The sequence below is a fragment of the Nocardioides eburneiflavus genome (genome assembly GCF_004785795.1).
Classification (GTDB): domain Bacteria; phylum Actinomycetota; class Actinomycetes; order Propionibacteriales; family Nocardioidaceae; genus Nocardioides; species Nocardioides eburneiflavus.
In genome coordinates this window covers 4,015,127-4,029,397 of the sequence record NZ_SRRO01000001.1, presented here as the reverse complement: position 1 = coordinate 4,029,397, position 14,271 = coordinate 4,015,127, and the positions used below count along the sequence as shown (strand labels likewise).

Here is a 14,271-nt window from a genome sequence, read left to right as displayed (position 1 = left end):
ACGACAACGGGTCGCTGCGCCTCTACGACCCGCACGACGCGCTCGACGGAAGTTGGGCGCCGCGCCCGCGCCTACGGTGCAACAGTCCGCCTGCCCGTCACGTCGTCGGCCGCGTGGCCAACAGGTGCTGGGCGATGGACGTGAACATGGCGAGGGTCCGATCCATCCGGTCGTCGTCGGTCGGCATCGGCCAGCTGGAGAGCTTGACTCCAACCATCCCGGTGGACCGGTCGACGTATACCAGTTGGCCGTGGATGCCGACGCTGAGGATGACCTCGCCGCCGGCCGGAACCCAGAACTGGTTCCGGTAGTGGCCGCCGGGCAGCAGGTGCGCATGCGGGCCGGCGGCGAAGGCTGCGGTGAGGTCTGAGTTGCCGACGAAGAGGTCCTCGACCCACTCCGGGCTGACGATGCTCTCGCCGGTGAACGATTCGCCACGTTGCAAGAGCATCTGGCCGAACCGGGCCACGTCGCGCAAGGTAGCGCAGACGCCCCCGTCGAACATGCCGGTGCCCTCGGCGTCGACGGTGATCATTGCGTCGACCTCGGTGCCGAGCCGGCCCCACAGGAGGTCCGTGGCGACCTCGGCAAACGGCTGCCCGGTCGCGGCCTCGATGACCCAGCCGAGCACGTCCGTCTCGCAGCTCCGGTACTGGAAGTAGCCGCCATGTGGGCGAGCTGAGGACAGACCCTGGAGGAACTTCTTGAGCGTCGCCGGGCTGCTTGGGCGTGGGGGGGTCCACCCCACCGCCTCGTCGAGCAAGGAGACCTCGGCGTCGGCGTCGAGGTAATCCTCGGAGAAGTGCACTCCCGTGCGCATGTCGAGTACGTCGCGCAGCGTCGCCCCGGCGTACCCGCTTTCCGCGAGTTCGGGGACGTAGGCAGCCACGGGACGCGTGGGGTCGAGGACGCCGCGCTGGGTCAGTGCGCCGACGATCACGCCGACCATCGACTTGCTCACCGACATCAGCAGGTGGCGGGTCGCGGCGTCCATCGGCGCTGTGTAGCCCTCCGCGAGCAACCGTCCGCTGTGCACGACGAGCCAGGCATCGGTCTCCGTCGTCGCCAGCACGTCGGCTACGGTGCCGTGCTCGTTGGAGACACGCAGTCCCTCCAGGTCAGCGCGCGCACGGACGAGAGGCCCGGCAGTGGGTGCGCCTCGCGCGATGGTGGCCGTGGGGAACAGGGTCTCGATCGCAGCGAAGGACTGCCGAATGCGACCAGGTTCGCGCCAGTTCGCCGTGGTGGAGGGTGCGGTCACTGCGATACGCCGAATTCGTGGGCAACTGAGTCGAGGAGGCGTGTGAGTCCCTCCTCGAATGCCTCGTCCGCGCGCCGGCGGTTCGACGGCTGCGCCGCGAGGGCTGCGGAAAGAGCGGGTGCCTCGACGCCCTCGGGTACTTCCCACATGACCTCCGGCGCGGCCAGGTCGAGTGCGGCCCCGATCACGAAGTTGTCGAGCGCAGTCAGGATCCGCATCGCCTTGGTGGCCGGGATACCCGCGTCCCCGAGCCGGGCGACCATTCGGTCATAAGCCTCTATGACGCGGGCGGAGCGCACTGTCGCGGTGGTCAACAGCGGGACGACGCGGGGATGGGCCGCGAACACCGCGCGGTATGAACGGAAGAAGCCTGCGAGTGCCACATCCCAGGGCTCGTCATCGAGAGCAGTCGGGTCCATCGCCTCCGCAACCTGTTCACGCAGTAGTTCGACGACACCGGACCGACCGTCGACGTGGTGGTAGAGAGACGCAGGTTGTACGCCGAGGCTGCGGGCCAGTGCCGGCAGGGTGAAGTCTCCCGTCTCATCGACGAGGTCGAGCGCTGCTTGGCCGATCCGGGCGCGATCGAGCACGGCCTTTCGCGGGCGCCCAGCCCGTCGCTGGGTGATCTGGGTCACGAGAACCTCTTCCCTTTGGATGTGATCTGTGACTACCCTAACCGTCGAACCTAAATCTAATCGGTTTCGATAAAGGAGCAGTGATGTCAACCACCACGCCGTCGACCGCGGAAGGTGCGCCCGCGCGGGGCTTGAAGCCCAACGCACTCGGCACCAGCGATCTCGTCTTCATCGTCGTCGCGGCTGCGGCGCCTCTCATGGTGATGGTGGGCGTCGCGCCCCTCGCGATCATGATCGGCGGCATCGGCGCCCCTGCGGCATACGTCTTCGCAGGCGTCACGCTCGCGATCTTCGCAGTCGGCTTCACCACCATGTCGCGGCACCTCGACAACGCGGGCGCGTTCTACTCCTACATCGCGGTCGGACTGGGCCGGACGGCCGGCGTCATCGCGGCGCTGGTCGCACTCGTCTCCTACAACGCCCTGCAGATCGGCGTGTATGGACTCGCGGGCGTCGCCATCCAGGGCACGTTCGCCGAGGTCTTCGGCATCGACGCACCGTGGTGGGTCTACGCCATCGGCTGCATTCTGATCGTCTGGTACGTCGGGTTCCGCACGGTGGACTTCGGAGCGAAGTTCCTTGCCATCCTGCTCACCGCGGAGACCGCCTTGCTCCTCATCCTTGCCGTGGCGGTCGTGGTCCAGGGCGGTTCGAGCGAGGGCCTCGGCTTGGACTCCTTCGCGCCGTCGAACATGTTCGTCTCGCCGATGACGGTCATCCTTCCGACCGCCTTCGCGGCCTTCATGGGGTTCGAGGCCACCGTGATCTACCGCTCCGAGACGCGCAACCCCCGTCGCACGATCCCGCGCGCGACGTACGTCGCCGTAGCCGTGCTCGCTGGCACCTACGCCTTCATCGTCTGGGCGATCGTCCAGGCTTTCGGCGCCAGCGGCGCCGTCGGCGCGGCCACGGAGACGGGCGTCGGCATGTTCTTCGTCGCAGGCGAGACCTATGTCGGCAGCTGGTTCACCACCGCGATGCACCTGCTCATCGCGACCAGCGTCGTTGCCAGCCTGGTCGCGTTCCACAATGCGGTGACCCGCTACGCCGTGGCCATCTCCGAGGAGGGCTTGCTGCCCAGGGCGCTTGCCAACACCCACTCGCGCACCCGCTCGCCGTACGTCGCCGGCGCGGCGCAGACGATGCTGGCCTTGGTCATCGTCGCCGGATTCGCGGTGGCGAAGGCGGACCCCTACTCGCAGCTCCTGATCTGGGTGAACACCCCCGGCATCTTCGGCATCCTGCTCCTGCAGGTCGCCGCCGCGATCTCGGTGGTGGTCTTCTTCCGCCGGCGCGGGACTTCGGAAAAGGTGTGGAGCACGGTCGTTGCTCCGATCATGTCGGCCGTCCTGATGATCGTCGCCTGTGTTCTGGCCGCCAGGAACATCTCGTTCCTCACCGGCACCACCGGTCTGGTCAACCAGGTTCTCCTGCTGACCATCCCGGTCACCTGTGTGATCGGCTTCGCTTGGGCGCTCTGGCTGCGTCGCAACCGGCGGGACGTCTTCGACTCCGTTGCCGCCGCCTGCGAGACGGCGCAGGTGTCATGAGCGTCGCTGACCTACTGGTCGTCGACACCACCGTCCGGACGCTCGACCCTGCGCGGCCGACGGCACACGCCGTCGCCGTGTCGGGCGACCGGATCGTCGCCCTCGACGACGAGGCGCTCGAGCTGCGTGGCGCGGGCACGGAGGTCATCGACCTCGGTGGCGCGGTCACCACGCCGGGGCTCGTGGATGGGCACATGCACCCGCTCTTCGGGGCAGCGACCTTCTACGGCGCCGACCTGACCGGCTGCCGGGACCTCGGCGACCTACGCCGATCGCTCGCGAAGGCGGCGCCGGACACCGACGGTTGGGTGGTCGGCTGGGGGCTGGACCACAATGTGTTCGCTGGCGCACCACCCACCAACGCTGTCTTGGAAGAGGTGCTGCCGGGCCGACCCGTCTTCGTCCGCCTGTACGACGGCCACTCAGCCCTGGCGAGCGCGGAGGCGCTTCGCGTGGCCGGCGTCAGCGGTCCGAGAGCCTTTGAGCAGCGCTCCGAGGTCATCTGCGACGTGACGGGTGCGCCGACCGGCATGCTGCTCGAGCACGCCGCGATGGCGCTGGTCCAGGATGTCATGCCGGCGCTGCCGGACTCGCTGCTGCGCGATCGCCTCGGCGCATCACTCGATGCCATGGCGGCGACCGGCCTGACCGGCGGCTGCGTCATGGACGCGGAGGCGGGGGCGCTCGAGCTCTTTGCGGGTTATGAGGAGTCGGCCGAGCTGCCGCTGCGACTACGCGTCGCCCCTTGGTGCATGCCCGGCGACGACGTCGAGTCCGTGCTCGCGGTGCAGGGTCGCCGCGGTCGCCGTTGGGTTGTCGAGGCAGTGAAGTTCTTCATCGACGGCACCGTCGAGGGCGGCACGGCCTGGCTGGAGCACCCAGACTGTCACGGCGCCGGGACCGAGGCCTTCTGGCGTGACCCCGCCGCATACACGAAGACTGTGCAGCACCTTGCGGACGCCCGCGTGCAAACGGTCACTCACGCGATCGGGGACGCCGCGGTGCGGCACGTGATCGAGGCGCTCGAGCACGTGGAGACGAGCGGGATCCGACACCGCATCGAACACCTGGAGACCCTGCCAAGGGAGCTGGTGCCGCGTCTGGTTCGCTCCGGGCTGGTCTCGTCCATGCAACCGGTGCACGCCGGGTTCACGAAGGCCGACCACAGCGACGAGTGGTCGACGCGGCTTGGTGTGGAACGGGCCCGGCGCGCGTGGGCATGCCGCGACATCCGCGACGCCGGCGGCTACCTCGTGCTCGGCTCCGACTGGCCGATAGCTACGTACGACGCGCGCACGGTCCTCGCCCAGGCTCGGCTACGTCGTCCGCCGGGCACCACCGACGAGCCTGTCGCGCCTGCGCAAGCATTGACCGGCCTGATGGCGCTCGAGGGCATGACCAGCCACGCGGCATACGCCGACGGGTCACGCGACGCTGGCCGGATCGCCGTGGGATGCCGTGCCGATCTGACGGCGTTCAACGTCGACCCAGTCGAGGCCCCTGCCGACGAACTGGCCGAGGCACCTGTCCGACTCACCGTCAGCGCCGGACTGGTGACCCACCGAGGCGACTGAATGCCTGCGAGCGCCGCCGTCAGCCCCCTCAGGCTTCGCTCGCGCGATGTCACTATCGGCCGCGCTCCCGGCCGCGCAGGCCCCGTTGGGCAGCCGCCCAAACGGCTACGTGCGCACGCGTGAAGACCCCCGCACCTCCAACGTGTTCGGCGGCCCCGCCACCGGCCAAGAAGGTGGGTGGTCGGTCAGCAAGCCGACCAGGAGGTCGGCTGCGAGGCGGGCGCTGGCTTCTGGGTGGAGATTCAGTGCGCTAATGGTGGGATTGAAGGTGCGACACACCTCTGCGTCTGATCCCGCGACGATTTGCAAGTCTCGAGGAACGTTCAGCCCTCGTTCTTGTGCTGCTTGAGCCAGACCTGCGGCGTGGTGTGCTGTCAGACAGTAGACCGCGTCTGGCCTCGCGTCGCTCTCGAGGAGCGTCAAACCAGCCTCGTGACCACCGATGACACCAGTTGCTTCGTTGAGGGCAACGACGTCCACCGGGAAGTCGTGCTGTTTCGTCCAGGCACGATAGCTGGCTGCCGCGACCGCGTTCCAGTCATTCCTGTCGGTCCCGGTGATCAACGTGATCCGTCTTGCGCCGCAGTCGGCAAGATGCGAGAGCACCAGCTCGGTGTCTGAGGCGACATCATGCGTGACCGCGGGGAACGGTGGTGTTCGCTCGGGCGCGACGCCCACGGCGACGAAGGGGGTTCCACGACGACGGAGCAGGTCGACAAGGATGTCGCCGTCGAGGGGCGTGTCAACGATGTATCCGTCGGCGGCCAGGGACGATGAGGGTGCGTCCCCTCTGGTCGGGTCGGACACCAGCAGCAGGGCATATCCATGCTCCAGTGCGCTGAGCGCTGCTGCGCCCGCGAAGCGGAGGAAGTAGTCGACGCCTTCGAGAGTGCGGGTGTCGACATCGTCAAGCGGACGAATGACGAGCGCGATGACGCCTAGGCGTGATTGGCGCAGGCCCCGCGCAAGGGCGTTCGGTTCATACCCAAGTTCCGCAGCGACTTCTCGCACTCGAGCGACCGTGCCTGCGTTGAGGTTGCCCTTGCCGTTCAGTGCAGCCGAGACGGTGGTGCGAGAGACCCCCGCACGTGCCGCAACGTCCTTGATCGTTGCCCGTCTCCCGGTTGCCGACACGTGGCGAAGGTACTCCCAAGTCGGTAGACGATGCGCCCCTACGAAGTCCAGTCAACGGTGAGGTACTGCGTTTCTTGGAACTCGCGGAGTCCTTCGCGCGCCCCTTCGCGTCCCAGGCCACTCTGCTTCATGCCACCGAAGGGGGCAGATGGGTCCGAGACGATGCCGCGGTTGATTCCGACCATGCCCGCCTCGATGCGCTCACCGAGACGCATCGCCTGGGCCACGTCGCCAGAGAAGACGTATGCGGCCAGGCCGTAGTCGGTGTCATTGACCTGGCGGAGCAGTTCGTCCTCGTCGTGCCACAGCACAACAGGCGCGACCGGTCCGAAGATCTCGTCGCGCAGGATCGCGGCGTCGGGGTTCACGTCGGTGAGAACGGTGGGCGCGTAGAAGTAGCCGGCGGCGTCGGGTGTCTCGGCGCGGTGAGAGATCCGGGCACCCTCAGCGACGGCTTGGTCAACCGAGCGGGTGATCCGCTCCAAGGCCGCCGAGGTGATCAGCGGGCCGATGGTGCCCCCGTCGACAGCTGGGCCAACCGCGAGCTTCTCCACCTCGGCTCCAAACCTGGCGATGAACTCGTCGGCAACATCATCGTGCACGTAGATGCGGTTGGCTGCGGTGCAGGCCTGCCCTCCGTTGCGGAACTTGGCGACCATCGTCCCGGCCACTGCCGCCTCGATGTCAGCATCTGCGGTGATGACCACTGGTGCGTTTCCTCCCAGTTCCATGGACGCGTTCAGTACGCGGTCAGCTGCTTGGTGCAGCAACGCGCGGCCCACGCCGGTCGAGCCGGTGAATGAGACCTTGCGCACCCGAGGGTCCAGCAACCAAGTGGTCACCACCGCGGGAGCGTCGGTCGTGGTGACAACCTCGACGACCCCGTCCGGGACGCCCGCCTCGATGAGCAGCCGCGCGACCGCGAGAGCAGTCAAGGGAGTCTCTGCCGCGGGCTTGAGGACGACGGTGCACCCTGCGGCCAGCGCTGGTGCGATCTTGCGAGTAGCCATCGCAGCCGGGAAGTTCCATGGCGTGACGAGTGCCGCCACGCCCACGGGTCGGTGTGACACCAAGGTCCGCGAGCCACCCGCCGGCGCCTGGCCGTAGTCACCTCCGGGGCGGACGGCTTCCTCGGAGAACCATCGGAAGAACTCTGCTGCGTAGACGACCTCTGCGGCGGAGTCTGCAAGGGACTTCCCGTTCTCGCGGGCGATCAACGCCGCGAGCTCGTCCCTGTCGCGAAGCATCAGCTCAAACGCCCGGCGGAGCACGTCGGAACGGTGGCGCGGGGAGGTTCGGGACCAACCGGTGAAGGCTGCGTCGGCCCGGTCGACTGCAGCAGCAGCCTCCTCGATGCCGTTGTCTGGCACGGTTTCGATGACTTCCAGCGTGGCGGGATCCTCCACCGTGAAGGTAGGCGCGGAAGGGGTGGGGTTGGTCACGGGTACAGCCCTCTCTGTCGGTGGGCCTCGGCGACACGACGGACAGCGAGGCAGGTAGCTGCGGTACGCAAGGGGAGTCGGCGTTCGGCTGCCTCGGCGAGTACTTGTTGCCATGCGGCAGCCATCCGGTCGGCCAGTCGCGACTCGACCTCAGCCTGACTCCACCAGTAGGCCTGGTTGGCTTGCACCCATTCGAAGTACGACACGACGACTCCGCCAGCGTTGGCGAGGATGTCGGGGATGACGAGGATGTCTCGGTCCGCGAAGATGCGGTCCGCGTCGGTGGTGGTGGGTCCGTTGGCGCCCTCGACGACTATTCGGGCGCGCACTGATCCCGCGTTGCCGGCATGCAGGACACCCTCCACGGCGGCGGGGACGAGCACGTCGACGTCGAGAGTGAGGAGCGTGTCGTTGTCGATGGCGGTTGCCGTGGGGAAGCCGGTCACGCTGCCCGTGAGGTCTACATGCTTCTCAAGAGCTTGCACGTCGAGACCGTCGGGATTCCATACGGCTCCGTGCTCGTCGCTCACACCAAGCACCTGGACGCCGGCGTCAGCGAGGAAGCGAGTGGCGCCGCGTCCGACCTTGCCGAAACCCTGGACGGCCGCGGTCGAATGCTTGGGTTCCATCCGCAGGTGACGCAAGGCGGCCAACGCCACGTGCACGACTCCCAGTGACGTGGCAAGGGCACGGCCCAAGGACCCACCCAAGCTCACTGGCTTCCCGGTGACTGTCCCGAGCACGGTGTGACCCTTGGCAACGGAGTAGGTGTCCATCATCCAAGCCATCGTTTGCTCATCGGTACCGATGTCGGGCGCCGGGATGTCTCGCGTCGGTCCGATGACCGGCAAGATCTCCGTGGTGTAGCGCCGCGTGACTCGCTCCAGCTCAGGTGCGGAGTAGCGGCTCGGGTCGATCGTGACCCCGCCCTTGGCACCGCCATAGGGCAGTTCCATCAGGGCGCACTTCCAGGTCATCCACATGGCCAGGGCGCGCACCTCGTCGAGGTCCACGTGCGGGCTGTAGCGCAGCCCTCCCTTGGCAGGTCCGCGGGACAGGTTGTGCTGGACTCGGTGGCCTGTCAGCACCTCGATCGAGCCGTCGTCGCGGTGCAGGGGGATGCTGACGGTGACCTCTCGGCGGGGCGCCGCCAACATGGCCAGGGTTCCGTGGTCGTACCCGAGGAGGTGGCACGCCTCGGTGAGTTGTTCGATGGCGTCGTCGAGCGGCCCGCGCGTCGTCGGCTGGGTTTGGGTGGTCAATGTCATCCGAGGTTCCTGAATGCGACGTCGAGCACGTCGAGGCCCTCGTTCAGGAGGTCGTCGCTGATGCTCAGGGGCGGAAGGAAGCGCAGCACGTTGCCGTGGGTGCCGCAGGTGAGGACGATGACGCCCTGCTCGTGGGCGGCGGCCGCAACAGACTTTGCGAGTTCGGGGTTGGGGGTGTTGCTTCCCGGCTCGACCAGCTCGACGGCGATCATCGCTCCGCGGCCGCGGACTTCGCCGACACGGTTGTCGGCCGCCTGCAGCGCGGTCAGACGCTCCAGCATCAGAGCCTCGATGTCCCGGGCGCGCTGGACCAGGCCGTCGTCCTCGATCTGCGCGATCGTTGCGAGGGCGGCTGCACAGGCAAGGGGGTTGCCGCCGTAGGTGCCGCCCAGCCCCCCGGCGTGGGTGGCATCCATGATCTCGGCGCGGCCAGTCACGGCAGACAGCGGAAGTCCGCCGGCGATGCCCTTGGCGGTGACGATCAGGTCCGGCACGACGCCCTCGCGCTCACACGCAAACATGTCGCCGGTGCGTGCGAAGCCGGTCTGCACCTCGTCGGCGACAAACACGACGCCGTTGGCGCGGCACCAGTCGGCGAGGGCAGGCAGGAACCCGAGGGCGGGCTCGATGAATCCGCCTTCACCCTGGATGGGCTCGATGACGACGGCAGCCAGGTTGCTCGCGCCCACCTGCTTCTCGATCACATCGATCGCGCGAGCGGCGGCCGCATGGCCATCAACGCCGTGGTCACGGAACGGATAGGACAGGGGAGCGCGGTAGACCTCACTGGCGAACGGACCGAATCCGTGCTTGTACGGCATGTTCTTCGCCGTCATCGCCATGGTGAGGTTGGTGCGTCCGTGGTAGGCGTGATCAAAGGCGACGACCGCCCGGCGGTCGGTGTATGAGCGAGCAATCTTCACGGAGTTCTCGACTGCCTCCGCGCCGGAGTTGAAAAGCGCGGTGCGCTTGCGGTGGCTTCCCGGGGTGAGACGGTTGAGGGCTTCGGCTACGGCGACGTATCCCTCGTACGGGGTCACCATGAAGCACGTGTGGGTGAACGCGGCCACCTGCTCGGTCACCGCTTCGACCACGCGGGGCGAGCTGTTGCCCACCGTCGTGACGGCGATGCCGGAGCCGAGGTCGATGAGGTGGTTGCCGTCGACGTCGACGACGATGCCACCTCCGGCTCGGACGGCGAACACAGGCAAGGTGGTCGCAACCCCGGCGGCGACCGCGCCTGTCTTGCGAGTCATCAGCTCGATGGACCGGGGGCCGGGGATCCGGGTGACCAGCAGGCGCTCCTGGTCCACGGACTGCTCGAAGGTCGTGGCGCTCATGGGATGAGCCTGAATCACCTGGCGTATGCTGTCCAATACTTGTTTTGCTCCAAGCTCATGTCTAGGAGGCATATGCAGCTCCGTCATGTCGCCTACTTCGTCGCGACTGCCGAGACAGGCAGCGTCAGCGGTGCCGCTGCCCGCGTGCACGTGACCCAGCCGGCTTTGTCGCGCCAGCTGCGTCAACTCGAATCCGACTTGGGGGTTGACCTGTTCGACCGCGGAGCCGGACGTCTCACCGTGAACCGCACCGGACGGGCGCTGCTACCCGCGGCTCGCCGCCTCCTCGACGCCGCGGACGCGCTGCAGGCATCAGCACACTTCCACGGCAGTGGCCGCGTCGAACGCCTCACGATTGCTGCGCCTGCCGTGACGCTCACCGACGTGGTGTCCCCGTTCGTGGCCACGATGTCTCCTGACGATCCCGTCGTGGATGTTCGAGGCGCAGACGGGCTGGCGCCGGCAGAGATGTTGCGCGCAGGCGCGGACCTCGCGATCGGTACGCAGCTCGCCCCCGCGCCCTACGCGGGCGATGAACTGGCGATCCTGCCGGTGTGGGCCTACGTGCGGCCAGACGATGAGTGGGCGGGGCGTGAGCATGTCACGCTCGAGGAACTGATGACACGTCCGCTGATCGGATTGCCCTCCACCTTCACCGCACGCGAGGCCCTGGATGCTGCTGCGGTGGCTCACGGCACCTCGTACGCCGCATTCGTCGAGGCGGCCAACGGCACCATCGCCCAGGCGCTGGCGGCATCCGGGCGTGGTGTCGCCGTCGTCTCGGACGACCCCCGATTCGGGTTGGTCCCGTTGGCGATCGACCGCGGTGGCGAGTTCTTGACCATTCGTCTGGTCGCCGTGTGGGACCCTCGCGCCGTAGCGGCCAACACGGTCCATGACCTCATCGGCAGGCTCGGAGGTTGGATCACTGAGCACTACGGCCATTAGACGTCGAGACCCTCCCCAGCCCGGAGGCGCAGGAAGGGTCTCGTCGCGGGGGCTCAGGCTCAGAGCAAGGAGCCGGCCTTGTCGAGCACGGTCCGAAGCACCTGCTCCATCTCGTCGAAGTGCAGCTGGTCGCAGATCAGGGGCGGCGCCAACTGGATGACCGGGTCGCCCCGGTCGTCGGCTCGGCAGTACAGGCCCTCCGCGAAGAGCTGCTTGGACACGAAGCCGTACAGCAGGCGCTCACACTCCTCATCGGTGAACGACTCTCGGGTCTCCTTGTCCTTGACCAGTTCGATGCCGTAGAAGTACCCGTCCCCACGGACGTTGCCCACGATCGGAAGGTCGGTGAGCCGCTCCAGCGTGGAACGGAACGCGTGCTCGTTGGAGCGGACGTGGTCAAGGATGTTCTCCTCCTCGAAGATCTCCAGGTTCTTGAGCGCGACCGCCGTCGAAACCGGGTGTCCGCCGAACGTGTAGCCGTGAGCGAACATCTGGCCCTCGGCCAGGAAGGGCTCCATGAGCTTGTCGGAGGCGATCATGGCACCGAGTGGGGCGTATCCCGAGGTGATGCCCTTGGCGCAGGTGATCATGTCCGGCTCGTAGCCGTAGCGCTCAGCCCCGAACATGTAGCCCAGACGACCGAAGGCACAGATGACCTCGTCGGAGACCAGCAGGACGTCGTACTCGTCGCAGATCTCGCGGACGCGCTGGAAGTAACCGGGCGGGGGAGGGAAGCATCCTCCGGCGTTCTGGACGGGTTCGAGGAACACGGCGGCGACGGTGTCGGGTCCTTCGTTCTCGATCGCGACCGCGATCTGGTCGGCTGCCCACCGACCGAATGCCTCGGGGTCATCACCGTGGATCGGGGCGCGGTAGATGTTGGTGTTGGGCACCCGGAACGTCGAAGGAACCAACGGCTCGAACTGCTGCTTGAGCGTGGGCAGTCCGGTGATGGACAGCGCTCCCTGGGTGGTGCCGTGGTAGGCGATCGCACGGCTGATCACCTTGTGCTTCATCGGCTTCCCGACGAGCTTGTAGTAGTTCTTCGCCAGCTTCCAGGCAGTCTCGACCGCTTCGCCGCCACCGCTGGTGAAGAAGACGCGGTTCAGGCTGCCGGGTGCGTAGCCCGCGATCTTCTCCGCGAGCATGATCGCGGTCGGGTGGGCGTAGGACCACAGCGGGTGGAAGGCGAGCTCGCTGGCCTGTGCGGCAGCCGCGTCCACGAGGTCCTTGCGACCGTGGCCGAGCTGGGAGACGAAGAGGCCACCGAGGGCGTCGAGGTAGCGCTTCCCCTTGGCGTCGTAGATGTAGGCGCCCTCACCGCGCACGATGATCGGCACCTCCGCCTCTGCGTAGGACGAGTGACGGGTGAAGTGCATCCACAGGTGGTCCTTGGCGGCCCGCTGCAAGTGATCGTGATCGTGGTCGAAGTTCATGGTTCCATGGTGCGCGATAGAGGATCGATTTTGCAAACGGAATCACTTGTGATAGATGACTCCTGCCGTGGTTTCCATCTCAAATTGCGATCCGTGCCGCGTTTTCCGTACTCTCGATATAGCGTTGAGAACGTGCGCCGCATCCGGTGGCGCTCCACACCACCTACCCAAGGACAGGTCATGAAGGTCGGCGTACCCAAGGAAGTCAAGAACCGCGAGTATCGGGTGGCCCTGACCCCGATCGGCGTGCACGAGCTGGTCCAGCGCGGCCACGAGGTCGTCGTCGAGAAGTCCGCGGGCGAGGGCTCGCAGATCCCGGACGAGGAGTTCGTCGCCGCGGGCGCCACGATGCTGGACACCGCCGACGACGTGTGGGGCAGCGCCGACATGGTCCTCAAGGTCAAGGAGCCGATCGCCGAGGAGTACGAGCGGATGCGAGAGGGGCAGACCCTCTTCACCTACCTCCACCTCGCCGCCGACAAGCCGCTGACCGAGGAGCTGATGAACCGCAAGGTCACCGCGATCGCCTACGAGACGGTGCAGCTGCCCTCCGGCGGGCTCCCGCTGCTCTACCCGATGTCCGAGGTCGCCGGCTGCCTCGCGCCGCAGGTCGGTGCCTACTCCCTGATGAAGGCCAACGGCGGCCGCGGCGTCCTCATGGGTGGTGTCGGCGGTGTGGCCAACGCGAAGGTCGTCATCATCGGCGCCGGCGTCTCGGGGCAGAACGCCGCCAACATCGCGCTCGGCATGGGTGCCGACGTGACCCTGCTCGACACCGACCTCGACAAGCTGCGGATGTCGTTCTGGCGCTACAACAACCGCGTCCACGGCCTCGCCTCGTCCAAGCTCGCCATCGAGCAGCAGGTGATGGAGGCCGACATGGTCATCGGCGCGGTCCTGATCCCCGGCGCGGCAGCCCCCAAGCTGGTCAGCAACGACCTGGTGTCCCGGATGAAGCCCGGCTCGGTGCTGGTCGACATCGCCATCGACCAGGGCGGCTGCTTCGAGGACTCCCACGCCACCACGCACGACGACCCGACCTACGCGGTCCACGACTCGGTCTTCTACTGCGTGGCCAACATGCCCGGTGCGGTGCCCAACACCTCGACGTACGCCCTGACCAACGCGACGCTGCCCTACGCGGTCGCGCTGGCCGACAAGGGCTGGCAGCAGGCGCTGCGCGACGACCGCAGCCTCGCGCTCGGCCTCAACACCCACGCCGGCCAGCTCACCAACGCCCCCGTCGGTGCGGCCGTGGGCATCGAGTTCGCGGCCGTCGCAGAGGTTCTCGGTTGATGTCCATGGATGCACTACAGCCACGCGAGCAGGACGGACCGCGACTCCTCGCGGCCAACGTGTTCACCATGACCCTGCGTGGAGAGAGCCAGCCAGGCACCTGGATTGACGGTGGCTGGCCGACCGCCCGCATCGAGCTCCTTGCCCAGCTGGGGGAGACGAACACGTCGGTGTGGGAAGTGACCGAAGGCGTCGTTGCCGACATCGAGAACGATGAGTGCCTCATCGTCCTGGCCGGCGCGGGGGTGCTCCGGTTCGAGAACGGCGAGGAGATCACCCTCAAGTCCGGAGTGTGTGTCCGGCTGCGCGCCGGAGACCGAACCGAGTGGACCCTACGGACGCCCCTGCGCGCCCTTACGATCGCCGGCCGTTGAGCCGAGCCCC

The 14,271-nt window shown here is 67.4% G+C and carries 12 protein-coding genes; 5 read left to right on the top strand and 7 right to left on the bottom strand.

Annotated features, from left to right (window positions below; all coding sequences use genetic code 11):
• Window positions 1-97 precede the first annotated feature (97 nt).
• Both EXE59_RS18835 and EXE59_RS18830 read right to left on the bottom strand, forming a co-directional pair.
• The gene (locus EXE59_RS18835; RefSeq protein ID WP_246056905.1) at window positions 98-1,072 is read right to left on the bottom strand and encodes a serine hydrolase domain-containing protein; all 975 of its coding nucleotides are present in this window, start codon (window positions 1,070-1,072) and stop codon (window positions 98-100) included.
• A 185-nt stretch (window positions 1,073-1,257) separates the two neighbouring features.
• Complete coding sequence (locus EXE59_RS18830; RefSeq protein ID WP_135840271.1) at window positions 1,258-1,899, bottom strand: TetR/AcrR family transcriptional regulator; 642 nt, start codon at window positions 1,897-1,899, stop codon at window positions 1,258-1,260.
• 83 nt (window positions 1,900-1,982) lie between these two features.
• On the opposite strand from EXE59_RS18830, the gene EXE59_RS18825 reads away from it, so the two are divergent.
• Both EXE59_RS18825 and EXE59_RS18820 read left to right on the top strand, forming a co-directional pair.
• Complete coding sequence (locus EXE59_RS18825) at window positions 1,983-3,449, top strand: APC family permease (protein ID WP_135840270.1); 1,467 nt, start codon at window positions 1,983-1,985, stop codon at window positions 3,447-3,449.
• Between the two features lie 77 nt (window positions 3,450-3,526).
• Window positions 3,527-5,023 carry an amidohydrolase gene (locus EXE59_RS18820; protein WP_246056903.1) on the top strand — a complete coding sequence of 499 codons (1,497 nt, stop codon included), beginning with the start codon at window positions 3,527-3,529 and terminating at the stop codon, window positions 5,021-5,023.
• Window positions 5,024-5,128: 105 nt separating this feature from the next.
• On the opposite strand, the gene EXE59_RS18815 is transcribed toward EXE59_RS18820, so the two are convergent.
• Genes EXE59_RS18815 through gabT form a run of 4 tightly spaced genes read right to left on the bottom strand, consistent with a single transcriptional unit; the run spans window position 5,129 to window position 10,207 of the window.
• A complete protein-coding gene (locus EXE59_RS18815; RefSeq protein WP_135840268.1) occupies window positions 5,129-6,157 on the bottom strand; it encodes a LacI family DNA-binding transcriptional regulator in 1,029 nt (342 codons plus the stop codon).
• 38 nt (window positions 6,158-6,195) lie between these two features.
• The gene (locus tag EXE59_RS18810) at window positions 6,196-7,599 is read right to left on the bottom strand and encodes an NAD-dependent succinate-semialdehyde dehydrogenase (RefSeq protein ID WP_246056901.1); all 1,404 of its coding nucleotides are present in this window, start codon (window positions 7,597-7,599) and stop codon (window positions 6,196-6,198) included.
• Window positions 7,596-8,867 carry a Glu/Leu/Phe/Val family dehydrogenase gene (locus EXE59_RS18805; protein WP_135840266.1) on the bottom strand — a complete coding sequence of 424 codons (1,272 nt, stop codon included), beginning with the start codon at window positions 8,865-8,867 and terminating at the stop codon, window positions 7,596-7,598. The genes EXE59_RS18810 and EXE59_RS18805 overlap by 4 nt, the downstream gene beginning before the upstream one ends.
• Window positions 8,864-10,207 carry a 4-aminobutyrate--2-oxoglutarate transaminase gene (gene gabT, locus EXE59_RS18800; RefSeq protein ID WP_135840265.1) on the bottom strand — a complete coding sequence of 448 codons (1,344 nt, stop codon included), beginning with the start codon at window positions 10,205-10,207 and terminating at the stop codon, window positions 8,864-8,866. The genes EXE59_RS18805 and gabT overlap by 4 nt, the downstream gene beginning before the upstream one ends.
• A 72-nt stretch (window positions 10,208-10,279) precedes the next feature.
• Here gabT and EXE59_RS18795 point away from each other — a divergent pair, with 72 nt between their 5' ends.
• The gene (locus tag EXE59_RS18795) at window positions 10,280-11,155 is read left to right on the top strand and encodes a LysR family transcriptional regulator (RefSeq protein ID WP_135840264.1); all 876 of its coding nucleotides are present in this window, start codon (window positions 10,280-10,282) and stop codon (window positions 11,153-11,155) included.
• A 59-nt stretch (window positions 11,156-11,214) separates the two neighbouring features.
• Here EXE59_RS18795 and EXE59_RS18790 read toward each other — a convergent pair whose 3' ends face one another.
• Window positions 11,215-12,591: an aspartate aminotransferase family protein gene (locus EXE59_RS18790; protein ID WP_135840263.1), complete on the bottom strand. Its 1,377-nt coding sequence runs from the start codon at window positions 12,589-12,591 to the stop codon at window positions 11,215-11,217.
• Between the two features lie 180 nt (window positions 12,592-12,771).
• Between EXE59_RS18790 and ald the strand changes: the two genes are divergently transcribed.
• Window positions 12,772-13,887: an alanine dehydrogenase gene (ald, locus tag EXE59_RS18785; RefSeq protein ID WP_135840262.1), complete on the top strand. Its 1,116-nt coding sequence runs from the start codon at window positions 12,772-12,774 to the stop codon at window positions 13,885-13,887.
• A complete protein-coding gene (locus EXE59_RS18780; RefSeq protein ID WP_135840261.1) occupies window positions 13,887-14,261 on the top strand; it encodes a cupin domain-containing protein in 375 nt (124 codons plus the stop codon). The genes ald and EXE59_RS18780 overlap by 1 nt, the downstream gene beginning before the upstream one ends.
• The last annotated feature ends 10 nt before the right edge of the window (window positions 14,262-14,271 follow it).

Bases quoted from the DNA above. Each gene is read 5' to 3' on its own strand.
- EXE59_RS18825 (WP_135840270.1), top strand. From the start codon at position 1,983: ATGTCAACCACCACGCCGTCGACCGCGGAAGGTGCGCCCGCGCGGGGC.
- EXE59_RS18780 (WP_135840261.1), top strand. From the start codon at position 13,887: ATGTCCATGGATGCACTACAGCCACGCGAGCAGGACGGACCGCGACTC.
- EXE59_RS18795 (WP_135840264.1), top strand. From the start codon at position 10,280: ATGCAGCTCCGTCATGTCGCCTACTTCGTCGCGACTGCCGAGACAGGC.
- gabT (WP_135840265.1), bottom strand. From the start codon at position 10,207: ATGAGCGCCACGACCTTCGAGCAGTCCGTGGACCAGGAGCGCCTGCTG.
- EXE59_RS18790 (WP_135840263.1), bottom strand. From the start codon at position 12,591: ATGAACTTCGACCACGATCACGATCACTTGCAGCGGGCCGCCAAGGAC.
- EXE59_RS18805 (WP_135840266.1), bottom strand. From the start codon at position 8,867: ATGACATTGACCACCCAAACCCAGCCGACGACGCGCGGGCCGCTCGAC.
- ald (WP_135840262.1), top strand. From the start codon at position 12,772: ATGAAGGTCGGCGTACCCAAGGAAGTCAAGAACCGCGAGTATCGGGTG.